At 60.0% G+C, this 23,396-nt stretch carries 19 protein-coding genes; 11 read left to right on the forward strand and 8 right to left on the reverse strand.

Annotated features, from left to right (window positions below; genetic code table 11):
- Nucleotides 1–45: 45 nt before the first annotated feature.
- From ilvB to IRZ31_RS05015, 9 genes are all read left to right on the forward strand, one after another.
- Nucleotides 46–1,812 carry a biosynthetic-type acetolactate synthase large subunit gene (gene ilvB, locus IRZ31_RS04975; protein ID WP_297150419.1) on the forward strand — a complete coding sequence of 589 codons (1,767 nt, stop codon included), beginning with the start codon at nt 46–48 and terminating at the stop codon, nt 1,810–1,812.
- 40 nt (nt 1,813–1,852) lie between these two features.
- Complete coding sequence (ilvN, locus tag IRZ31_RS04980) at nt 1,853–2,392, forward strand: acetolactate synthase small subunit (protein ID WP_297150422.1); 540 nt, start codon at nt 1,853–1,855, stop codon at nt 2,390–2,392.
- 15 nt (nt 2,393–2,407) lie between these two features.
- Complete coding sequence (ilvC, locus tag IRZ31_RS04985; RefSeq protein ID WP_297150425.1) at nt 2,408–3,439, forward strand: ketol-acid reductoisomerase; 1,032 nt, start codon at nt 2,408–2,410, stop codon at nt 3,437–3,439.
- A 150-nt stretch (nt 3,440–3,589) separates the two neighbouring features.
- Entirely contained in the window at nt 3,590–4,771 is a 1,182-nt protein-coding gene (locus IRZ31_RS04990) for a 2-isopropylmalate synthase (RefSeq protein WP_297150427.1), read from the forward strand.
- Nucleotides 4,772–5,027: 256 nt separating this feature from the next.
- A complete protein-coding gene (locus IRZ31_RS04995) occupies nt 5,028–6,005 on the forward strand; it encodes a branched-chain amino acid transaminase (protein WP_297150430.1) in 978 nt (325 codons plus the stop codon).
- Nucleotides 6,006–6,305: 300 nt separating this feature from the next.
- Nucleotides 6,306–7,346, forward strand: coding sequence for a homoserine kinase (gene thrB, locus IRZ31_RS05000; protein ID WP_297150433.1), 1,041 nt, complete (start codon nt 6,306–6,308; stop codon nt 7,344–7,346).
- Complete coding sequence (thrC, locus tag IRZ31_RS05005; protein ID WP_297150436.1) at nt 7,336–8,811, forward strand: threonine synthase; 1,476 nt, start codon at nt 7,336–7,338, stop codon at nt 8,809–8,811. The genes thrB and thrC overlap by 11 nt, the downstream gene beginning before the upstream one ends.
- Nucleotides 8,783–10,942, forward strand: a complete 2,160-nt coding sequence (locus tag IRZ31_RS05010) for a glycosyltransferase family 39 protein (RefSeq protein WP_297150439.1) — start codon at nt 8,783–8,785, stop codon at nt 10,940–10,942. Before thrC ends, IRZ31_RS05010 begins: the two co-directional genes overlap by 29 nt.
- Nucleotides 10,943–11,200: 258 nt before the next feature.
- Nucleotides 11,201–11,635 (forward strand): hypothetical protein, encoded by a 435-nt coding sequence (locus tag IRZ31_RS05015; protein WP_297150442.1) that lies wholly within the window; start codon nt 11,201–11,203, stop codon nt 11,633–11,635.
- A 118-nt stretch (nt 11,636–11,753) separates the two neighbouring features.
- Here IRZ31_RS05015 and IRZ31_RS05020 read toward each other — a convergent pair whose 3' ends face one another.
- Both IRZ31_RS05020 and IRZ31_RS05025 read right to left on the reverse strand, forming a co-directional pair.
- Nucleotides 11,754–12,788, reverse strand: coding sequence for a type I phosphomannose isomerase catalytic subunit (locus IRZ31_RS05020; protein WP_297150445.1), 1,035 nt, complete (start codon nt 12,786–12,788; stop codon nt 11,754–11,756).
- A 474-nt stretch (nt 12,789–13,262) separates the two neighbouring features.
- On the reverse strand, nt 13,263–13,937 hold the full coding sequence (locus IRZ31_RS05025; protein ID WP_297150448.1) for an alpha/beta fold hydrolase: 675 nt from the start codon (nt 13,935–13,937) through the stop codon (nt 13,263–13,265).
- 1,097 nt (nt 13,938–15,034) lie between these two features.
- On the opposite strand from IRZ31_RS05025, the gene IRZ31_RS05030 reads away from it, so the two are divergent.
- Nucleotides 15,035–16,129 carry a diguanylate cyclase gene (locus IRZ31_RS05030; RefSeq protein WP_297150451.1) on the forward strand — a complete coding sequence of 365 codons (1,095 nt, stop codon included), beginning with the start codon at nt 15,035–15,037 and terminating at the stop codon, nt 16,127–16,129.
- Between the two features lie 250 nt (nt 16,130–16,379).
- The gene (locus tag IRZ31_RS05035) at nt 16,380–16,772 is read left to right on the forward strand and encodes a hypothetical protein (protein WP_297150454.1); all 393 of its coding nucleotides are present in this window, start codon (nt 16,380–16,382) and stop codon (nt 16,770–16,772) included.
- 176 nt (nt 16,773–16,948) lie between these two features.
- Here IRZ31_RS05035 and IRZ31_RS05040 read toward each other — a convergent pair whose 3' ends face one another.
- From IRZ31_RS05040 to IRZ31_RS05065, 6 genes are all read right to left on the reverse strand, one after another.
- Nucleotides 16,949–17,602: a hypothetical protein gene (locus IRZ31_RS05040; RefSeq protein WP_297150457.1), complete on the reverse strand. Its 654-nt coding sequence runs from the start codon at nt 17,600–17,602 to the stop codon at nt 16,949–16,951.
- Nucleotides 17,603–17,980: 378 nt separating this feature from the next.
- On the reverse strand, nt 17,981–20,329 hold the full coding sequence (locus IRZ31_RS05045) for an ABC transporter substrate-binding protein (RefSeq protein WP_297150460.1): 2,349 nt from the start codon (nt 20,327–20,329) through the stop codon (nt 17,981–17,983).
- A 64-nt stretch (nt 20,330–20,393) separates the two neighbouring features.
- Complete coding sequence (ruvA, locus tag IRZ31_RS05050) at nt 20,394–20,978, reverse strand: Holliday junction branch migration protein RuvA (protein ID WP_297150463.1); 585 nt, start codon at nt 20,976–20,978, stop codon at nt 20,394–20,396.
- 91 nt (nt 20,979–21,069) lie between these two features.
- Nucleotides 21,070–21,621, reverse strand: coding sequence for a crossover junction endodeoxyribonuclease RuvC (gene ruvC, locus IRZ31_RS05055; protein WP_297150466.1), 552 nt, complete (start codon nt 21,619–21,621; stop codon nt 21,070–21,072).
- Nucleotides 21,622–21,714: 93 nt separating this feature from the next.
- Nucleotides 21,715–22,476, reverse strand: a complete 762-nt coding sequence (locus IRZ31_RS05060; RefSeq protein ID WP_297150468.1) for a YebC/PmpR family DNA-binding transcriptional regulator — start codon at nt 22,474–22,476, stop codon at nt 21,715–21,717.
- A 67-nt stretch (nt 22,477–22,543) separates the two neighbouring features.
- The gene (locus IRZ31_RS05065; RefSeq protein WP_297150471.1) at nt 22,544–23,311 is read right to left on the reverse strand and encodes an alpha/beta hydrolase; all 768 of its coding nucleotides are present in this window, start codon (nt 23,309–23,311) and stop codon (nt 22,544–22,546) included.
- Nucleotides 23,312–23,396 lie beyond the last annotated feature (85 nt).

The following is a 23,396-nucleotide window of genomic DNA, read 5'->3' on the forward strand; positions in this document are numbered from 1 at the left end:
TAGCGAGCTATGCAGGGACGCCCCTAGGTTAAGGAGGAAGGTAGTATGACAACAACTGCGACGGTTACTCAGGAGTCAGGAGATGCCCGTAGGGCCAGTACACATGCCACTGATGAGGCGCGTGAGCTGGCAGGTAGTCACATTCTCTGCGAGGCCCTGGTGCGCGAGGGCGTAGAGCTGCTCTATGGCTATCCGGGTGGTGCGATCATGCCTTTCTATGACGCGCTTCCCGCCTATCCGCGGCTGCATCATGTGCTGGTGCGCCATGAGCAGGCCGCCGCTCATGCCGCCGATGGCTACGCGCGCGCCACCGGTAAGGTTGGTGTCTGCGTGGCTACCAGTGGCCCGGGCGCCACCAATCTGGTTACGGGCCTGGCCACCGCTTACATGGACTCTACGCCGGTGGTCGCCATTACGGGCCAGGTGGGTCGTCCCTTCATTGGACGTGATGCCTTCCAGGAAACCGATGTTCTTGGCCTAACCCTGCCTATCACCAAGCACAATTTCCTGGTCAGGCGTGTCGAAGAGCTGGCTGATGTGGTGCATGAGGCGTTCCAGCTCGCCCGCAGCGGGCGCCCTGGTCCCGTGCTGATCGACGTCCCCAAGGATGTCCAGTTTGCCAAAACCGTCTATCGTCCCGCTGCTTCTGTGCGCTCGATCGAACTCTATCGTGCGACGCGCGTGCCCCAACCAGCGCCCGAGGCTATTCAGCAGGCTGCCCGCCTCATCGCTCAGGCCCGCCGCCCAGTCATTATGTCTGGTCATGGCGTCATCCTCTCAAATGCCTATAGTGAGCTGCGCGCCCTGGCCGAGAAGACCAACATTCCGGTGATCACCACCCTGCTCGGTCTGAGCGCCTTCCCCGTCGATCATCCGCTCTTCCTGGGCATGCCGGGCATGCATGGGCCGGCCTTTGTGAACCGCGCGATTGGGATCACCGATCTGATCATCGGCGTCGGCCTGCGCTTTGACGATCGTGTGACCGGCAAGGTGAGCGAGTTTGCTCCCCAGGCGCAAATCATCCATATCGATATCGATCCGTCGGAGCTGAACAAGGTCAAGCCGGCTGTCGTGCCCATTCTGGCTGATGCGAAGGCAGCCCTGGCAGCTCTGGCCGAGGCTGTTGAGCCGGGCGATCACCGCGAGTGGCTCAGCGAGCTACGCCAGTGGGAGGCTGAGGAGCAGGAGCGCGCGCGCCGCCTGAGCCGCCCTGTGCCCTATCCCACGCCGACCGATATCCTGGATGCCATCTACGAGGTCACCGATGGAGAGGCGATCGTGGTCAGCGATGTGGGCCAGCACCAGATGTGGACGGCGCGCTTCTATAAGTGGACCCGCCCTAACAGCCATATTACCTCTGGCGGCCTCGGCACGATGGGCTTCGCCCTGCCGGCGGCGATGGGGGTCAAAATGGGTCGACCCGAGGCCACTGTCTGGGTGGTGGCCGGCGACGGCGGCTTCCAGATGAATATCCAGGAGCTGGCAACGCTCCGCGATGAGGGCGTCGAGATCAAGGTGGCCATCATGAACAACGGCTACCTCGGTATGGTGCGCCAGTGGCAGGAGTTTTTCCACCAGCGCAACTACTCTGAAACTCCCATTAGCAGCCCGGATTACGTCAAGCTGGCCGAAGCCTACGGCCTGACCGGAATGCGGGTGGAGCGGCGCGAGGATGTCCAGGCCGCCGTGCAAAAGGCTATGCAGACGCCTGGTACGGTCATCATCGACTTCGCGATCGAGGCCGAGGCCAACGTCTACCCGATGGTGCCGCCTGGTGCCGCCATCACCGATATGATTATCGAGAGTGAATAACAGGCAGGTTGTGAGGATAGACGGAAGGACGGGATTGAACATGAGCGAGCAGGCTGTCGTCTCAGCGCGCGCCGGGCAGGCGGATGTTCCCCCAGGAAGCGCGCGCCTCTACACCCTGGTGCTGCTGGTCGACGATCGCCAGGGGGCTATTGATCGGGTGGTCAATGTGCTGCGTCGCCGACGGGCCAACATGCGCACCCTCGTCGTCGGCCCGAGCGAAGAGGCCGGCGTGGCGCGGGTCACTGTGGTTGTCGACGATGCCGAGGTCGGCGTCGAGCACCTCAGCGAACAGTTGCGCAAGATTGTCGACGTTCGTCAGGTGTTCCTCTTCCCGGCTGGGCGGGCTATCGAACGTGAGCTAGCGCTGGTCAAGGTCAGCTGCACCGCGGCCAACCGCAGCGAGATCATCGAACTGGGCCAGCACTTTGGGGCGCAGGCAGTCGATCTTGCGCCCGAAACGCTCACATTGCAGGTCACCGGCAAGGGTGAGCAGGTGGAGCAGCTCCTGGAGCGGCTCCAGCCCTATGGCATTCGTGAACTGGCGCGCAGCGGTTGTCTGGCGATTGCGCGCGATGAATAGGAGGAGATGCAGTCAATGGCGAATATCTACTACGATGCTGATGCCAATCTTGAGCTGATCCAGGGCAAGCGTGTGGCAGTCATTGGCTATGGAAGCCAGGGCCATGCTCACGCCCTCAACATGCGCGACAACGGCTGTAGTGTCGTGATTGGCTTGCCGGCTGGCAGCAAGAGTCGGGAGAAAGCTGAGGCCGATGGGCTGCAGGTCATGACGACCGCCGACGCGGCGGCGCAGGCCGACATCATTATGCTGCTGATCCCCGATCAGTACCATCGCGAGGTCTTTGAGCGCGATATTCGTCCTGGCCTGGCCCCGGGCAAGATGCTGATGGTCGCCCACGGCTTCAGCATCCATTATTCGCAGATCGTACCACCTGCCGATATTGACGTGGCGATGGTCGCCCCCAAAAGCCCCGGGCATATGATGCGCCGCCTCTTCACCGAAGGCGTTGGCGTACCAGCCCTGTGGGCCGTCCATCAGGATGCTACCGGCCAGGCCGAAGCCCTCACGCTGGCTTATGCCCGCGCCGTTGGTTGCACACGCGCCGGCGTATTGCGCACAACCTTCGCTGAGGAGACTGAGACCGATCTCTTCGGTGAGCAGGCTGTGCTCTGTGGTGGCGTGACGGCTCTGATCCGCGCCGGCTTCGAGACGCTGGTGGAGGCCGGCTATCAGCCCGAGGTGGCCTATTTTGAGTGCCTCCACGAGATGAAGCTGATTGTTGACCTGATGTACCAGGGCGGCATGAGCTATATGCGCTACTCGATCAGCGATACCGCCGAGTACGGCGACTACGTCTCTGGGCCGCGCATCATTAATGAGCAGGTGCGTAACGAGATGCGCAAGATCTTGCGCGAGATTCAGGATGGCACCTTTGCGACCCGCTGGATTCTGGAGAATCAGGCTGGACGCCCGGCTTTCCAGGCCATGCGCCGCGCCAACGCGCAGCACCAGATCGAGCAGGTCGGCAGCGAGCTGCGCGCAATGATGCCCTGGCTCAAGCCTGTAGACAAGCGGCCTGAGATCGCAGGGCCGACGAAGAAGTGAGGAAAGGAGCAGCCTGAGCTGGCTCGCCGGTGATGAGCCAGCTGGCCTGGCCGCCGGCGCGCTCATCGGCTTGCCTGCGCTACGGGTGGCGAGACGCCGACAAATGGCCTCTCGTCACCCGGTGAATGGTCACAAGGAGGAACAACAACAATGGGAGATCCTGCGGTAATTCGCGTCTTTGACACGACTCTGCGTGACGGAGAACAGTCGCCTGGCGCCACTATGACGACCGAGGAGAAGCTGCAAGTTGCGGAGCAGCTTGTGCGCCTGAACGTCGATATCATCGAAGCTGGTTTTCCGGCTGCTTCACCCGGCGACCTGGCTGCGGTGAAGGCCATCGCTCAGCGTGTGCGTGGCCATGATGTGGCCGTCGCCGGCTTGGCGCGTGCCAATACCGAGGATATCGATGCGGCCTGGGAAGCCGTCCGCGAGGCAGACCAGCCGGTGATTCATGTCTTCCTGGCTACCTCTGATATCCACCTGAAGTATAAGCTGAGGATCACGCCCGAGGAAGCCCTGGAGCAGGTCAAGGCAATGGTGACCTACGCGCGCAACCTCTGCCCACGGGTCGAGTTCTCGGCAGAAGATGCCACGCGCAGCGACTGGGACTATCTCTGCCGCGTCTTCGAGCTGGCCATTAAGGCGGGCGCCACGACGATCAATGTGCCCGATACGGTCGGCTACGTGATGCCGCATGAGTATGAGATGCTCTTCCGCTACCTGCGCGAGCGCGTGCCGGGCATGGAGGATGTGGTGCTCAGTGCGCACTGCCACGATGATCTCGGCCTGGCTACGGCTAATACCCTGGCGGCGATCCGCGGCGGTGCTCGACAGGTGGAGGTGACCATCAATGGCATCGGTGAGCGCGCCGGCAATACGGCGATGGAGGAAGTGGTGATGGCCCTGCGTACGCGCCCGGATGTCTTCCAGGCCGATACGCGCATCAATGCCCGTGAATTCGTGGCGGCCAGCCAGCTGGTCAGCCGTCTGACCGGTATCCCGGTGCAGCCGAATAAGGCAATTGTGGGCCAGAACGCCTTTGCACATGAGGCCGGCATTCATCAGGATGGCGTGCTGAAGAACCGCCTGACCTACGAGATCATGACGCCGCAGTCGGTCGGCTGGGATGATACGCGCCTGGTGCTCGGCAAGCATTCCGGGCGCCACGGCCTCGATGCCCGCCTGCGCCAGCTCGGCTACCGCCTGAATGCTGAACAGTTGAAGAAGGCCTATGCTCGCTTCGTCGCGCTGGCCGATGAGAAGAAGTATGTGACCGACGACGATCTGATCTATATCGTCGAGAGCAGCCTGGAGACGCCTTCGGCGATCTGAGATCGCTGCGGCCCTGCCCGCTGGAAGAGCACGCTCCGCTCCAGCCCTGCCCTGTCCAGCGCAGGACCAGCAACCGGCAGACCAGACAGCTCTGGCGGTCAAGAGATGGCTCCTGGCCCGCAAGGGTGTGTCCGTCATGGGTCTCAGCGGCACACCCTTGCGCCTTCTTCCTTTTTGCTGTTCTATTCGCTTATTTGCACGTGGGGCGGTTCCTCCTCCCCACCGCTTGGTTGCTATCGATCGAAGGAGTGAGGTCGTGACGCAGACACAGAGTTCTCAGGAAGCCACACCGCAGAAAGTCTCGATTCAGGACCCGCTGGAGGGCTACGCTTTCTTTGAGGGCCGTTTTGTGCCAATTGCTGAGGCCAAGGTTAGTATTGCTACTCATGCCCTTCAGTACGGCACAGCCTGTTTTGAGGGCATCCGCGCCTACTGGAATCCGTCTCACGAGCAGCTCTATGTGCTGAAAATGCGCGAACATTACCAGCGAATGATGCATTCGTGGAATGTGATGCGCTTCAATCTTCCCTATTCGATCGAGGATTTGGAGCGTACCACTATTGAGCTGCTGCGCAAGCATAACTATCGGCAGGATGTCTACATTCGACCGATTGCCTACAAGGCTTCGTTGACGGTCAAGCCGCGCCTGACTGGTCTCAAAGATGAGTTTGCTATCTATACTTTCGGCATGGGCAACTATGTGGACATCGAATCGGGCTTGCGAGTCTGTACATCGAGCTGGCGGCGGGCCAACAGCAACGCCATGCCAGTGAGAGCCAAGGTGACAGGCGGCTATGTCAATAGCGCCCTGGCGACCGAAGATGCTCTGGCCAGCGGCTTTGACGAGGCCATCATGCTGACACATGATGGCTATGTCTCCGAGGGCAGTTCCTGCAATCTCTTCATTTTGCGCAACGGCAAACTGGCTACGCCGGCGCCCTCTGAGGATATTCTCGAAGGAATCACGCGTAACACCTTGATTCAGCTAGTGCGCGATGAATTCGGTATGACTGTCGAAGAGCGGCGCATTGATCGCACGGAGCTGTATGCCAGCGAAGAAATGTTCCTCTGTGGGACAGGCGTCCAGGTTTCTCCGGTCATCAGTGTTGATCACCGCCCGATTGGCAGCGGGCGTCCTGGCCCTTTTACGATGAAGTTGCAAGCCCTCTATCTGGCGGCCTGTCGAGGTGAGAACGACAAGTATCGCCACTGGTTAACGCCAGTCTACGAGTAGGCAAGGCGACGCTGTGGAGGGAGCTGAGCAGGGTTGTTCTTCCTGGCCCCGCCCGCGATACGCGCTCTCGCCGGTCAAGGAGAGTGTGGCTTGGGGAGTGGTTGAGGCTTGAGCCGGAGGAGGGAAGACGCCCCCTCTCGCTCCCAGGCGTGTTGTGCTGTATTGATAGTGGGGCTACTGACGAGTAGCCCGAGAGCGTGATACAATAAAAGCCACTCTTGTCTGCTAACAGAGCAGACAGAAAGGAGATGCTGAGAGCAATGGAAGGTCTTGCAGCTGAAAGACAGGAGGCCCGTGGCGATGGCACCGGTATTTCCTGTCGCTTTTACTGTGCTCGTACCGGCCACCTCGGCTAACCTGGGGCCGGGATTCGATAGCCTTGGTTTGGCCTTGCAGCTCTACAATCGCTTTGAGGTTGTAGAGGGTGGCGATGATCCGCAGCGTCCTGTCATCCAGATCGAGGGTAGTCTGGGGGCAGGGCTTCCCACTGGTCCCGAAAATCTGTTCTTCCGCGCTTTCTCCTCAGTTTTTGCTTCTAAAGGAATAGAACCGCCGGCGGTACGCATTCGGATGTTCATCCAGATCCCTGCGGGGGCTGGACTGGGTAGCAGTGCCACAGCAGCGGTTGGCGGCGTTGTGGCGGCCAGCGAATTTCTGCGTCTGCGGGGTCTGATGCTTTCTGAACAAGAGGTTTTGGAGTTGGCAGTGGCTAGCGAGCAGGGGAATCATCCTGACAATGTGGCCCCGGCCCTCCTGGGCGGGCTGGTGGCGACTACGGTCAAGGATGGCAAGATCCATGCGGTCAAGACCCCCTTCCCGGATGCTCTGAAGGCGGTCATTTTCACTCCCTCATTCTCAATGGATACGCTGGCCGGTCGTAAGCTGCTCCCTTCCAGCTATCCCAAGGATGATGTGACCTTCAATACCGGGCGCGTGGCGCTGCTCCTCTCAGCTCTGCAAACGGGACGGTATGAGCTGATCGGAGAGGCAATGCAGGATCGCCTGCATCAGCCCTATCGGCAGGCGCTCTTTCCTGCCATGCCCGATATTATTAAGGCTGCGGTGGCTGCCGGGGCCTACGGCGCCTCTCTTTCTGGCGGCGGTTCTTCTTTGATTGCTCTTGCAAGTTCGCGCTTCCAGGAGATTCTGCGTGCGATGCAGGAGGCCGCGCGTGCCCGCGGCGTGGAAGGAACCGGTATGATTCTGCGGGCTGATAAGCATGGGGCGCGGGTGATCAATCCTCGCCATCATCGGGCGCGCCGTCCGCGTGCTCGTTACTATGAAGATCAATTCTGTTGGTCGCCCGCCCGACCGCTCAAGGAGGGATCGCTTGGACGCTAGGATCGATCATCAAAAGGAGATTCAGCTCGCTGACTCTGCCCGGCAGGCGCTGGAACAAGTACGCCTGCGCTGCGTAGGGTGCCAGGCACTCTATCCCGTGCTGGAGCCGGGGCGGGCGGCACGCTATCGTTGCGATTGCGGTGAGGTGCTCGATGTGGAGATCCCTCTCCGCTTGCCCAAGCCGCTATCTCCCCAGGCTGGAACGGCTCAACAGACTTACGAGGAGGCTGCCGTCTGGCGCCGGCTTTTTGCTGAGCGGGCCATGCTGGTGCCGGGCACGCCGGGCGCCGCGGCGGTGCAGCGCAGTGGCGTCTGGCGCTACCGTGAGCTGATTCTGCCGATCCCTGAAGAGGCTGTGATCTCGCGGGCGGAAGGCAATACGACCTTATACGCGGTAGGCAGTGACCAGCAGCAGGAGACGCAGGCCAGCCCTGGCCTGCGCCGCATTGGTGAGTATGCCGGCCTGGCCCAGCTCTATCTTAAGCACGAGGGTGAGAATCCGACGGGGAGTTTCAAAGATCGCGGGATGGTGGTGGGCGTCACAATGGCGCGTCTGATGGGGGCGCGGGCCGTCGCTTGCGCTTCCACCGGCAATACCTCTGCCTCGCTGGCCTCCTATGCCGCTCTGGCGGGCCTGCAGGCACTGGTCTTCCTGCCTGCTGGTCAGGTTGCTGGCGGCAAGCTAGCGCAGACGCTGGCCTATGGGGCCTATATGGTCCAGATCAATGGCGATTTTGATGCTGCCATGCAGCTTGTTGAGCAGGTCTGTGACGAATTAGGCATCTATCTGCTCAATTCGCTTAATCCCTTCCGCGTCGAAGGTCAGAAGGCGATCGCTTTTGAATTGCTGCAACAGCTCAACTGGCAGGCTCCCGACTGGCTGGTGCTGCCGGCGGGCAATCTGGGCAATACTTCAGCGCTGGGCAAGGCTTTCCGCCAGGCGCACAAGCTCGGGTTGATCAGCCGTCTGCCGCGCCTGGCTGCTATCCAGGCTGCCGGAGCCAATCCCTTCTATCTGAGCTACCGAGAGGGCTTCGCCCGGCGGCATGCCGTCCAGGCTCAGACGGTGGCGAGCGCCATTAAGATTGGCAATCCTGTCAGTTACGCCCGCGCTCGCCTGGTGATCGAGGAGTGCGCGGGCCTCGTCGAGGAGGTCAGTGATCCAGAAATCCTAGAGGCGAAGGCCGTTATTGACCGCGCGGGTATTGGCTGCGAGCCTGCCTCTGCGGCAACCTTAGCCGGCATTCGCAAGCTTGTCAGGGCTGGTATAATCAAGCCAAATGAGCGCGTGGTTGCTGTCCTCACCGGTAATTTGCTCAAGGATCATCAGACCGGTATCCCGCGCGCCGAGACGGTCAGCATTGACCCTGATCTCGCTAGTGTCAGGAGGACACTTGATGCGCTTGGCTCCCTTACCAGCCCGTCATCAGGGGAGGATGGTTTCACAAGACCAGGGGCGCTCTGAGCAGCAGCGCCCCTGGAAGTCCTGGTCGTGGCTGTTGAAGCCGGAAGTCCCTGGCCTGCTGCTCCTCGCATCGGCCTTGCGGCTCTACGGTCTCAATCGGACCGAGTTTGATGACGATCAGGCCACGCTCTTTCGGATGGCCTACGATGCTGTCCATCAGGGACTGCTCCCGGTCACTAGCAATACTGGCTCGATCGGGGCCCAGCATCCACCCGGCGTGGTCTATTTGTTCATGCTGCCCGCGGCCTTGAGCGCTAACCCGCTCTGGGCCGCTGTGCTTGTGGCCCTGCTTAATGTCCTGGCTGTCCTGTTGACGTATTTCTTCTTGTACCGCTACTATGGCCGCCTGGCTGCTGTGACTGGCTCCTTTCTCTACGCTTCTGCCGTATTGCCTGTGAAGTATGCTCGTTTTATCTGGCAGCCCAATATAGCTGCTCCTTTTGTTGTGCTCTTTCTGCTGGCGCTCTTCCGAGGGGTGGTAGCGCGGCGACAGGGATGGTTCGCGTGGGCTGTGCTCTGGCTGGCCCTTCTCTATCAGGCTCACGAGGTCAATCTCTTGTTGGCGGCTCTGCTGCTGCTCTGTCTGGTGCTCGCTCCCCAGACCGTGCGTTGGCGCGATGCCCTTTTCGCACTCCTGGCCCTGCTGCTCGTTTTTACTCCATCGTTGCTCTGGCTGCTCGTCTCTGGCCTGCACGATCTACGCTCCACTCTCAGTTTCTCTAATCATCAGGCCGGTGGTCTCTCTCTTCAAGCTCTGCGTATCTATCGTCTTTTCATTATTCCATATGATCAGCTTCCTCATCGTAGCGATACAATTCTCTTGCCACTCCACCGCCTTTTCTCCTGGCTCAAGCTAGCGATGCCTGCCCTGCTGATCCTGGCTGCCCTTTGGCTGCTGGTCGTACTTGTGCGCCGACAGGCTGGCCCGGCTGTCGAACAGAAGGAGTTGCGGAGAGCGGCGGGGCCTGGCCGCTGGTGGCCGCGGCTGTGGGAAGGTTGGGAGAGCTTGCGCTCGGATGGCCAGCGTTGTGGAGCGCTGATTTTGCTTCTCTGGCAGCTTCTCCCTCTTCTGGTCTTCTTGCGTTATGGAGGAGAACTACACACTCAGTATTTGCTGCTCTTGATGCCGGGGCCATTTCTCTTGATTGGCATCGTGGTGGCCCGGGGCTGCCAGTGGCTGTATCGGCACGAGGGCTGGCTGCGGCGTCTGCGTTGGGCCGGCTATCTCCTGGTGGGGATGCTAGTGATTGCTCAAAGTCTGGCCTCGGCTGTCAGTGTCCTCGATACTCTTGAAGGCCACTTCGATGATCGCTCCTTTCCACCCTATCCGTATCATAATGATCTTGCCTCACTACAGCAGGCCCTTGCTGCTACTGATCAGCTTGCCCAAAGAGAACATCTGTCGCATGCCTACGTTACTGTAGATGATGCCACGCGCACCGCTGTCTTCTTTCTCAGTCGCCAGATGCGGACACCAGTCACGCTCTTTGATGCCCACTGTCTGCTCCTGCCGACGGAGCGCGCGGTCATGCTCGTAGGGCCTTATGATCCCTGGGTGACGGCTCTGCTGGAGCGTTTTGGACGCGCCACGCTGGTGAGCCAACTCCCACGTCCTGGGGGACTGCCGTTTTCTCTCTATGTGGTCGAGCCGGGACCGGAGGCTGCTGCCTCTGCCCTGTCCTCTCCCTGGAAGTTCAACCAGCTAGAGGCACTATCACAGCAGGCTTTCCCTCTCACGCTGGCCAATGGCTCTCAGGCTAGCACCTGGCTTGTCTCGTCCTGGCAGATCAGACAGAGTGCCTCGCCTGTGCTCAATACCACCTATGCCTATCGCTTCGTGGCCACTGCCGAGGCCTCGCCTTCTTCTCAAAGCCTGCAGACAACCTGTACTTTTAACCGCTTGCAGGCTGGGGAGAGGCTACTCGTGACCTTCGCCCTTGCTGATAAGGCAGAGATTCCTGTCAACCTGCTGCTGCGTATCTGGTCCTATCGCACGGTCCTTTATACGCCGTCCTACGGCCCCCTGCATCTAGAGACTTCTATATCGAAAGAGGTAGATATGAATCTTTTGCAGACAGCGACGGGGCTGAACCAATTCCTGCTATCGGTGAGCGACGGGACGGGAGGATGATCAACGAGGGCCTGAGTAAGCCCCACGCTGGAAGCAGGAGGAGAGCCGGGGCACTAGCGTCGCCGCCTTCTGGCTGTTACAATGATGTCAGCACAAGAGCGGGCCCCTCCCTCTCCTCTTGCTCATTCTTGCTTGACCTAGACAAAGCTGAACTGCCCGTGCTGTTGCTTTGCTGATCGGAGGTCGGAGCAGCGCAGGGTCACATAAAGGAAGACAAGAAGGACAGAACGGACCGGCAGCGCACCTGGCACCGTGAACATGGAAAGAAACAATCGTCGTTTACAATGGATACCGCCCTGGGAAATGCCGGCAGACCCCATCAAAGCGGTCTTCTGGTTCCTCTACTGGCTGCTCCGGGTAGTGGTCCGCTTCTACTGGCTCCCCCTACTCGCTGGCGTCATCTATGAAGGTCTGCTCAACGGCTTGATTGGGGGAGGCATTACCCTGCTCCTCGGTTTAGCGCTCTGGGTGGCCCTATTTGCTGTTCTCAGAATCGTTGAGCTGCTCCGCGGGGTCGCGCAGGTGCTGGCCACCGTCGAGCAGCTCCAGCAAGAGTTCAGCCTTATTGACAATGATCCTCTCTCCCGATCCAGCGAAGGCGAGCCACGCAATGAACCGCGTGTCGTGGAAGGTACCATTGTCTACCTGGATGAGAAACGGCGCGAGCGAGGAGACCGGCCTGGGGCCAGCTAGGAGCCAGTCTGACGAGCGAGGCATGCCGGACATGGTCAGCTAGACAAGCCCGGCCTCACTCCTCCTTCCTGCTTGGGGGAGGGCCGCGTCATCAGCAAGCGGTCTGTCTCTCTCTAACTCAGGCCAGTTCTGGGTTAGCCTCTTTCCAGGCCAGCCAGGCCGGGTCATCGGGAGCTGGCACGTAGGAGCGCAACAGCAGCCCATTGCCCTCAAGACAATAGGGGCCGAGGGCGGCTGGTAGCACAACGCTCTGACCGCGTGTGAAGGCCAGGTGGAGCTGCTGAGAAGGGCCATAGTGGATCGTCGCCTCTGCGCCCAGCGACGACAAGATTTGACAGCTTCCTGTCGTCTGATCGTGGACCTCTCCTTTGAGCGCTAACTCGCGCATCACAAAGTAGCGACAGGCGGCCAAACAGCGCTCCTCGTAGCCCGGGCCGCCAGCGAGCGTCACCGGGCGAACCTTAATGCGCGCTGAAGGACCGTAATGGGCCACGGCCAGTGCGCGCTCAATATGCAGCTCGCGCGGCTTCCCCTCGGCAGTCAGGCGTCCGTAGTCATACATGCGATAGGTAATATCAGAGTACTCCTGAAGTTCATAGAGCAGAATGCCTGCGCCGATGGCATGCACCGTTCCGGCAGGGACGAAAATAACATCTCCTGCCTGAACCGGCTCTTCATGGAGAAGCTGCTCCAGCTCTACCTTCTCGATAGCTGCGGCCACCGCGGAGCGGTTGGTGGGGATAGCAAAGCCGTGGACGATAGCCGCGCCTGGCTCTGCGGCCAAGATATACCAGCATTCCGTTTTGCCGAGCTTTCCGCCCTCATGCTGAGCAGCGTAAGCATCATCGGGGTGCACCTGCACAGACAGCTTCTGATGAGCATCAATGAACTTGGCCAGCAGGGGGAAGCGTGGACCGAAGATTGCCTCAGCCTGGGGACCAAGGAGAGAAGGCCCAAGCTCTATTACCAGCTGACCCAGCGTTTTCCCAGTATAGGGAGGATTCTGAGCCAGCGTATTCACCTCAGTCTCCCAAGCTTCACCGATCAGCTTTGCTGGAGGCAGCTTTTTCCAGCCATCCTCCTCCAGGCGCCGCCCTCCCCAAATGGTCTCATGGAGCGAAGCTTCCAGGAGGATCGGATGAACGCTCTCCACAGCGCAAACTCCTCCTTAGACTCATCATAAGGACAACATGCGAGTGCTTTGGTATCTCCCGGCAGCCGGGCCGTTGTTCAAAACTGCTGCTGGCCCATAAGCAGCCGGGCAACCGCAAGCAAGCGCAGTTGAGGTCAGCGACAAAGGGACCTGGCAGCAGAAGCCCTCACCGCTTCTCTTCTCTGAAGCAGTGGCTGGCCACCAGCTCCTGGCTTCTTTCAGGAACGAAGGCGCATCGTTGTCAAGGGTAGCACCCTTGACAGTAACTGTCAAGGCCAAGATGAAGCCTGGCGAGCCGGTCGAACATACCTGCGAGTTTGAGCCTGCACCGGGTTTGAAGAGAGTAAGGCCCAAAAGCGGGTGCAGCCAAACCAGCCACTCCCTTCAGGCTCTCCTGCCGGGGACCGCTGCAACAAGGGAGAGGAGAGGCGTTGAAAGAGAGATGCGCCTGTTAGCTCAGCACTCGATCCCAAATCAAACATCGGGCATCTCGGCCCAGCGCATCAGATAGCGCGTAATCGCCTCAATTGCTGGCTCCTCGTAGCCGCGCATCAGATGGCGAGCGCCGGTGATCACCTTAATGCCCTTGGGTCCTTTCTGCTGCTCAACGAACGGCTCCAGCTTATAGAGCGGACAGACCTCGTCGAACTCGCCGGTCACAAAGAGCTTGGGGCGCTCAAACTGGCGAGGTAAGCCGCCGATAGCCCGGAAGAGTGGCAAGCTGATCGCCACCACTGTGCGGATACGCGGATCGTAAGGAGCATACTGCAGGGCGATGTAGGCGCCGAAGGCGTGACCAATGACGCAGAGCTTGGCTGGATTGACTCCGGGCTGGGCCAAAACAAAGTCGACGGCGCCTGCCAGATCCAGTGGCTCCAGGCGGCCATCGGTCTGTTGCCCCTGGCTACGGCCAACGCCGCGGAAGTTGAAACGCAGGGCGACCATACCTTGTTCGGCCAGGCGCCGCGCCAGGAGCAAAGTCAGCACGTCCTGCATATCGCTACTGGCCGGCTGAGGATGGCAGAGCACAGCGGCGGGGGCCTGACGAGCCTGGCCGGGATAATGGAGAATGCCCTCTAGCATAAAAGAAGGCTGTCCCTTGCTGGGGAAAACCACGCTGCGCTCGGTCGGTGCGGAGGATATGGCCATAGGCTCCCCTTCAAGACTGGCTAGATGTTTCTCGCGCCTGGATGGGCGCTTTTATCTTAGCGCAGGCCGGGCAGCACGTCAACTGCAAAACCTGGAAATCCCCTCTCTCCGTGGCAAGCCTCCTGGCTTGTTTGCCCCTGGCTCCGCTCACCATATCTTGACCGGTCAGCAGGTTGTTGCCGTCTGAAACCGGGGAAGGACCTGCATGAGCAGGGGGTAAAAACGGCTGGACTGACGGCTCCAGCGCTCCAGTCGAGATTAACAACCAGACATGCCGCGTTACAAGGACATCATGACACTTATTGGAAGAAGGATAGTCTTTCATCTCCTTCTGTATAACATGACAGGAACATTTGTTAGAACTTTCTTTGCAGATCCATCTGGGGATATTACACTGGATCGTGCAGACAAATGTTGAACTTTCTCGTGCTCAGGTGGATGATGAAAAATTCATCTCTGATGTGTTGACACTGCTTGCTTTATGTGCTAGCGTTTAATATGATGGGGCAAGCAGGTATGGCGCTGTTGCCAGGACCCGTGAGGGGCAGCATGGGTCCAGCTCCGCAGGGCTACAGAATGTTAACAGCCAGGCCGAGGGACGAGAAACCGCCGTGGCTGATGGGGGCTTCCGTCCGTGCTCAAAGTCGGTGCGTTGGCTGGCTTAATGGGCGGTGGAGGAGAAGACATTTGAACTCTACATTATTTGCTCTGTTTGCTCTGTGCTCTTGCTCATGCGCGCTGCCTTATCGAAGAGGGGAGCAGAGATAGTGGTGGCGGTGCATGAGTTTTAGTCCTCGCCCTGTGCCCGGGGAGCTGCTCGTTTGCCCTGTCGTCAGGGGTCGTCAGTGGCCAGGGTCTACGATCTATGACAATTGATCCTGCCTGGAGAAAGAGAGGCGGTGAGCACGCCTGCTTGCTCACAGTAGGCATGCATGCTTGCTCACCCCGGGCAGCGAACCTAGAGGTCTCTTACACAGATACCTCTGCACCTCTGTCACACCTCATCACATAGGGCTGTTTTTATTCCTGTGAAGATCAGGTGTGAAAGGTAAAATGTGCTTTCGTTGTGCTAGTGAAGCGTAGAGGCAGGAGCACTTATGGGCAATGTGTTAGTCGTCGAGGACAACAGTCTGATCTCTTGCATCCTTCAGAAGCATCTGGGAAATGATGGAGATCATACGGTCACTGTCCTTCACGGCGAGGATGCTATCCAGTTCGCGCTGCGCAAAATGCCTCAGCTTGTCATTCTCAATATGACAGGCTCCGGCAGCGATGGCGAGCAATTCATTCAGTGCCTGCGCGCGCATGCGCGGACCATGTATATCCCTATCATTGTCGTTGGTGCCGCCAGCGACCCCGGCGCTAAGGTGCGTGCATTCCGTATGGGGGTAGATGATTATATCGCCACTCCCTTTGACTCCGAAGAATTTCTGGAGCGTGTGCGCACACAGCTACGACATGTACAGCAAGTGATGTTATCGAGGCTGATTGATCTCCCTGGGGCGTTCCAGGTTGAGATGACTATCAAGTGCAAGCTTACTGACCAGGAGCCGTGGAGTCTCCTCTACCTCGACCTCGATAATTTTAAAGCCTTCAACGATACCTACGGTTTCCTTGCTGGCAATGAGCTGATCCGTCTGGTAGGGCGCATCTGCCGTCGCGTGGTCTGTGAATATGGCAACCTGGAGGATTTCGTCGGCCATGTTGGAGGCGACGACTTTGTCGTGGTCACCACGCCTGACCGGGCCCGCCTGCTCAGTTGTCGCATCATTGCGGCCTACAAAGAGCTGAGCCAACCATTCTATCGGCCTGAAGACCTGAAGCGTGGCACGATCAGCGGTGTTGACCGCAAAGGACGCCCCTATCAGTTCCCGCTCGTCTCTCTCTCGATTGGCATCGTCAACAACCAACCCTATCTTGCTCACAGTCTGCAGGAAATCAGCTATCTGGTTGCCGAGGCCAAGCGCAACGCTAAGCGTTCCAGTGATAATATTTACTACATCTCATCGTCTCACGACGTTGCCAGCTGTTTCGATCAGCCCGTTGCCTCCGCGCTCTCTCTCTCGGCTAGCACCACTATCCTGCCTTTCTCGGCCCTCGGCTGGGAGTGGGAGTTGAGCAAGCGCGAGCTGGTCCATGCTCTCAGCGGCGAGGAGGTGCGCAGCGACTACGAGCTGCGTCTGCGATCCTAGAAGCAGAAGGAACAAGATCGCTCTGACTGACTGGTGGGTTGGCTCTGGGCCACTTCTGGCCGCAGCCTCCTCTTTGTGCTATGCTCTCTATGGGAGAGCCATGAGTGATGGCTCCGGTGAGTTACGCTGAGCAGACAGGTGATTGGAGGTTCGGGGCAGCAGAGGCTGAGCCGCAGAAGGACGGAGACGCGTCTCACACGAATCATCCGCTGCTCTCCGATGGAAGAAAGGACGGCTGAGTGCTTCTAGTATGAGTCAGTCGGAAGAGTTACTTGACGCAGACGCACAGCGTCAAGCGCGCCGTGAAAACGCGCGGCGCATTATGCGAGAGAGTGATCTGCCCTCGCTCTTGCGCCGTCTCGATCGCGAGTTGCTCAAGGGGCGAGGGCGCTTTGAAGAATACGACACGCTCGTGCTCCTCAAATGGGGTTCGGGTTATACGGGACGCCATATCTGGGTGGAAGTGGTCGAGGATACCATTCGCTTCCGCCTGACGCCTCATCGGGTCTGTCCCACCCAGGTGCCCCTCTGTGATGGCGAGTACCACATCTTTACACCTGCCATGTGGCGGGATCGCGCTCTGCTCTGGTCTGAACTTCAGAAGTACTATGCCAGGCCAGTGGCCGAAAGCTCCAGTGACTAGGGAGCTGCTTCCGCAGGGGCTGAGACCAGGAGGGAGCAGCTGGCTACTATCGGGCCAGCGCTGACCCGACGGCCTTGCCTCTCATGGGCCGTCGGCCCCAGCGCTCCAGGCGCTGCCCTGGCCCTCTCCTGCTGGCGCTGGATCGTGGGTGACCGCGAGGAGAAGAGCCAGGGGCGTCAGGGCTGTTCCAGGGCCAGCATCTGGATGAGCGCCGCCTGGTGCAGCTGCAGGCTGAAATTCTGGTAGCCTGGCTGAGTATAAAACTCCTCCTGCTCAATCTCGCTGGCCCAGGTGAGAAAATTGAGAAAGACTGTCCCCCACCGATAGGTCGACTCCCGGCTGGGGTCTTCCTTGCCCCCGTCGGCTTGCGTCCCGCTCTCCTCATTCCCGCGTGCCAGGAATGCCGAGGTCATCAACAATTCCGCCGCCTGACGATGGAGGCTTTCTAGCCAGTGCTGCTCGATTGTCTCGGCCTGCTCTGGGTGAACCCGTGCCAGCAGAGCCACGGCCAGAGTGGGACTGACCGCCGGGCGCACATAGCCCCAGATATAGCGCATCGCCCACTGCTCTGGCGTGTCCATGAGCTGAACGCCTGCCATCTCCTGCAGCAGGCGAGCGGGACTGCAGCGATCGCGTACTTTTTGCCAGACTTCCTCATTCTCCCAGGTGGTGAGCAGCAGGTGATAGCGCCTGTCGCGGCTGGTGTAGCTGCGCACGCCCAGCAGGCCGGGAGTTGGACGCAGGGTCTCGGTCACTTGCCGCACCTGTGTCTGAGCGTCAAGCTCGTAGGCGGGCCTGATATGGGCCAATGTTACAATTAATAGCTCCATTACTCAGCTCCCCACTTGTCTTTAAACTCTCTCCTTGCCCCTCGGTTTCCTTCTCTCCCTCCCTGATTTTCATCGTCTCTGAGCTTATGGCGTTCTTCTCATATCGCCAGGCTGGTCTGATGGCAGGGGATAGTGGCGTAATAAGTGATCAGGGCCTGGAGAGCTGGCTGATCGGGGCGAGGGCAAGAACGCGGCTGCCCTTTGTCCAGGCAAAGTGGCAAATGAAATGGCCTGGGCGGAAGAGAAGGAAGCAGAGAGGGGGCGACGGCCTCAGCTGAGTGAGCTGAGGCTGACTTGTCGCCCCTATTCTCTCTTACCAGGCAGTACTGGCTGCGGAGGGAAGGGTCGAGGCTCTGCCTGGTCTCGCCTTGCTTCCCACTACTGAGCAATCTGAATGCTGCCATCCTGTTGCAGCACCAGGATCGCTGGTGCGGCGCGTGTGCTGGTAACCAGCACATTATCCCACAAGCGCAGGGCGATAGGGCCACTCACGCCGTTGAAGTTCTGGCTACTGATGCGCTGCACGAGCTGGGCAGACGTGGGGAAGCTGGGAGAAGCCTGGGCCTGACCCTGGCTGCTCTGGGCCTGTTGCCCTGACTGTTGGTTCTGGCCGAGGCTTAAGGCCACCATCTCGACCGCATCGCCGAAGAGCAGCGCACCCTGGTCCAGGGCTGCGGCCCCACTACAGAAGCTCCCTGGCGAGGCAAAGAGCGTGCAGAATGCGGCGTAGAACTGCTTGGGCCAGGGGCTATCTCCGCTGGGAGGACGGGCGGCACTACTGACCGTCACATAGATGCGTGGCAGTGTGAGCTGGTTTTGACGCACCCAGGGCACCAGCTTCTGGATGGCCGTCGGCTGGACGAACTCGCCACCGATCAGCAGAATCGGCTGCTGATCACGTGGAAGTTGGGCGATTGCCTCCGCCAGCGTCATGACATCGTTAGAGAGCAGCGGAGCAAAGATTAGGTCAGGACGGGGCTGGGCCTGCAGAGCATCCTTGAGGCCGGCCAGCAAATCATCGCGCGAGGCCTGGGGGCGTCCATTGGCATCGAGCAGGCCGCTAGCCACAGCGGTCTCCTGAGCCACGATGCGCGTATGCCGGTGAGCGGTAAAGTACTGGCTAAAATAGCGTGCTGAGCTACTGGAGGAAGGATTGCTCGGGTCATAGAAGATTGCCACGTTGCGAGCACCCAGCTCATTGTAGGCGTAATCGGCTCCGGCCCGGCTCTGCGCCGAATCGTCCGCCGAGAAGCGAATAAAAGCGAAGCCGGGGGTGCAATGGCGGTAGAGCGAGGTCTGAGAGAGCAAGTCAATGATGAAGAGACCCGAAGCGGTTGGGGCGAGCAGAGGGATACCGGCGCGGCAGAGCACTGGCAGCACCACCTCTGTCAAGCGACTTGGCGCCAGTCCCAGCACGGCCAGGATGGGCGGACGTCCGGTGACCTGCAGCCCGAAGTCACCAAAGTTCCCCTTCGCGTTTAGCGTCGCCACAGCATTGGCGATCTGCAGCGCACCCTCCTCCTCCCCTGTTGTGTTCGCAAGCACCAGGTACAGCAAAGGTGCGCCAGGAATCTTCATCTGCGCGCTATTGTACTGCTCCTGACTGATATAGGCTCCCACCAGCTCCTGGGTATAGGCGGCGTAGAGAATATGGCGATCGGTACCGCCCTGGGGGTCGGCCACGCCGGGACCGCTATCGAAGCTCACCACAATGATGCCATAGGGGTGGCCTGAGAGGCGCACGCGCAGGTCCTCCCGGTAGATGGCTGCCTCGGCGCTGTTGCAACCCGTCGTATCGCTGATCCCCACCGCTGCCGAGAGCAGGGCGTCGGCCTTCTTGCTATTGCCCGCTTGCATCGCCTGGGCAGCCTGCCGCTTATCCTGGTAGCCTGCGGCGTTACAGGCATCGAAGACCTTCAGCCCATCGCTCAGCCCGATACCATCCGGTGTCGGCAGCAGATGCGTATTGGGGGGATGGTAGTAGCGAGCGTCATCCCAGCGGATCGCCAGGAATGCGGTCAGAGAGGTCAGCAATAAAATCAGGATCAAGGTCCCGAAGGCTAAAGCGCGCGGAGAGATCGGGACCAGCCCGCCGCGGAAAAAGCCGCTCATCTGCCACCACATCACGCGGAACGGGTCGCGCACCGGGCGGCGCCGATACTTGCGATTGGCCTTTGCCTCCTGGCGAAAGAGGTCTAGCAATACCAGACAGCCGGTGTCGCAGACAAGCAAATGGGCTTGAACCTCTGGATAGAGCAAAGCCACATTCTGCCCGCTATCCATCGCCTCGGCGTACTCGGGCAGCAGTTGACGACACTGCTGGCAATCGATCAGGCCATCGCCAGCCGAGGGAGGTGCAATGCGGATTGTCTGCTCGGGTGTCTCGGGTCCGGGCGGGGGAGAGGAGAAACCTGACCCGGCAGGTGGCTGCGAGATGGGGGGAGCCACCTGGAAAGGCTCGGCACTAGCCAGGGCCGGCGCGGCCACCGCCGCCTCATTGCCTTCGGAGGCGGCCAGAGGCTCTGCAGGAGAGAGCCGCCGTACCTTCTTTTTTTTGCGCTTGGGTCCGCTCGCTGCCGAGGCTTCCTTGCAACGTGGGCAAGAGGCCATATGCTGTCGGGCTGCCTCGACAGCCTCCTCGGGCACAGCCTCGGGGTCCTGCTCGTACTCAGCCAGGACAGAGACAGCGAAAGCACATGCTGGCGGCAGCAATTCGTCCGTTGCCATCAGCATCCTCCAGAAAATAGGCGTTTTCTGCGAATCCTACCTGCTACAACGACCGTCAGTCAGATCAGAGTTCGCGGGCGAGGGAGCGCAGGGCCAGGGTGATTTGTTCTTCCAGCGTCAGGTTCTGGTCCTGGGGCAGGCGAGCGATGGCCGCTTGGGCGGCAGCGGGACTGTAGCCCAAACCGACCAGGGCTTCCAGCACCTCGGAGCGCCGGATACCACCGGCGGAGGCTGTGCCTGGAGCGATTGCCGGCACCTTGCCCTTCAGCTCCAGCACCAGACGACCGGCGAGCTTCTTGCCCACGCCGGGGGCGCGGGCCAATAGCTGCACATCCTCTTGAGCGATTGCACGGTAGAAGGTGGGTGCATCGAGCACCGAGAGCAGGGCCAGGGCTACCTTGGGGCCTACACCGCTGACGCCGATCAACAGCTCGAACATATCGCGCTCGGCCTCCTCGGCGAAGCCATAGAGCGCCAGGCCGTCCTCACGGACGTGCAGGTGAGTATAGAGCGAGACCTCACTGCCGGGCGTACTGAAGCGATTGCGTGTCGAGGCTGGCACAAAGACACGCAGCCCAAAGCCTCCCACGCGGATGATCAGATGGTCCTCGCGCTGTGCCTCAAGAATGCCATGAATGCTCGCAATCATCCCTGCCTGCCTATCTCTCCCTCTGCTGTCGTATAGGAAGTAACGCCACTGGCGTGATCTGAGTAACGGTTGCTGACTTTTTGGGGAATGATTACCATCCTCCTGATTCTGAGGAGTGGAAGTCCTCTGAAAGGAGGCTGGCCCTGATCAGGTGGGAGCTATAGAGGTGACAGATGGCAATAGCTGCCGCATCCGCTGCATCATCGGGGCGAGGAATGGAGCGCAGATTGAGCAAAATGCGCACCATCTCCCCGACCTGCGCCTTGTCTGCGCTGCCGTAGCCGGTGACTGCCTGCTTCACCTGGCGTGGTGTATACTCTGCAATGGGCAATCCGTGGTTCGCCAGCGCCAGCATGGCCACACCACGCGCCTGGCCGACCATCATCGCCGTGCGGGCGTTTTTGGCGAAAAAAAGCTCCTCCATCGCCGCCTCCGCCGGCTGATGAATGGTGACGATTTCACCCAGACGCTCATAGATCTGCTGGAGGCGCTGGGGTAAGGGCATGCCGGCGGGCGTGGTAATGACATCGCAGGCGAGCAAACTAAGCCTGTCGCCCTGAGCTGCTACGACGGCATATCCCACAATTGCCGTTCCTGGATCGATGCCCAGGGCGACCCGCCGCGGCGGAGCCTTCTGGGTCATAGGGTCATGCCGCCTTCCTTACCGTGCTTCCGGTGGGAGGACAGAGCGGCCACAAGGGTCGCTCTGATCCCTGGCTCGCTGCTGTCGCAGGCCCTACTCATAGGAGGCCACCAGTTCGTCAGGAATATCGGCATTGGAATAGACGTTCTGGACGTCGTCCAGGTCCTCCAGCTTCTCGACCAGCCGCATGAGCTGATGAGCAGTTTTGGCATCGTGCAGTTCGACCCGTGTCTTGGGGACCATTGTGCTCTCCGCTTTCAGGACCTTGTAATTCTTCTCCTGGAGGGCCTGACGCACCTTCTCCAGATTGGCCGGGGTCGTGTAGATCGTCAGGATCTGGTCCTCCTCTGATGACGTTTCCGCATCTTCGGCGCCCAGATCGATGGCCTCCAGTGAGACCTCATCGGGATCGTGCCCATCGAGAGCTAGCTCAATGACCCCGCGCGGCTCAAAAATCCAGGAGACGCTACCCGTCTCGCCCAGGCTGCCGCCGTTGCGGCTGAAGGCGTTGCGAATCTCTGCGACCGTGCGATTGCGGTTTTCGGTCATCGCCTCGATGAGGATGGCCGTCCCGCCGGGGCCATAGCCCTCATAGGTCACTTCTTCAAGGTTGCTGCCCTCTGCGCCGCCAAGCGCCCGCTTGATGGTGCGCTCGATGTTCTCCATCGGCATATTGGCATCGCGCGCCCGCTGAATGGCCATGCGCAGACGCGGGTTGGCGGCAGGGTCCCCGCTTCCTCCTTCGCGCACAGCAACTGCGATCTCGCGCCCGAGGCGCGTGAAAAGTTGCCCCCTGCGCGCATCGTTCACACTTTTAGCTCGGCGAATCTGTGCCCATTTCGAATGGCCTGACATACCGTTGCCCCCTATCTATCGCAAATGCTCTGTATGAAGAAGGGCCGTTGCTGCCCTGCTTGCTCTATTATTCGTGAGGGAAACCACTGGCTGTATTGTAGCATGAACCAGGGGAAGGCGTCGAGGGGGCTGCTGCCAGCCAGGCAGCGATGACGCGAGCTAGCTCCTCCGGTCGCTCCTGCATCAAAGCATGACCGGCAGCAGGGATGATCTGCAGCGTTGAGCCTGTGATATGCTTATGAAGATACTGGCTATACTTAACAGGAGTCATCTGGTCTTCTGCCCCTACGACGATCAGGGTCGGGAGCTGGATCTCTCCCAGGCGGGCCATGCAATCGAAAGTATGGCAGGCTAGCAGGTCACGGTAAAGCTGGGCAGCGCCGCTGGCTAGCTCCTGTTGGAAGCGAGTGCGTTGGCTCTCGCTGCTTGTCGGGACCAGGCTCCAGGTGGCCAGAGCTTGTAGCGCCTCGGGTGAGCCTGTCCGCGCGGCTTCCAGCAAATCTGCCCGTACGCGCAGGCGGGCGCCGGTTCCGATCAAGATCAGTCCGGCCAGCTCCTGACCATGCTCCAGGGCCAGGGTCAGAGCAATGGCTCCGCCCATCGAGTGCCCGGCGACAATCGGCCTCTGAAGCTGTAGCTCATGGTTTACAATCTGCCAGACAGCCTGCGCGTACTCTCTCATGCTCACCTCTGCCGGTAGGGTGTCCGCACGCTGGCCGTGGCCCGGCAGGTCAATGGCAATAGCTGGATACGAGCCGAGATACTCTAGCAGAGCGCTCCAGCTGCGAGCGCTCCCTCCTGCGCCGTGGAGAAAGACAATCGGTTGCTGTACCATCTCTTGACTTACTCCTCTTCTGAGCGTTTCCCCGGGTCGTCTTCGGGAACGCTCCTTGTCTGCTTGCATCTGGCCGCTGTCTAGG

Origin of the sequence: Thermogemmatispora sp. (assembly GCF_019683635.1) — a bacterium.
GTDB lineage: Bacteria > Chloroflexota > Ktedonobacteria > Ktedonobacterales > Ktedonobacteraceae > Thermogemmatispora.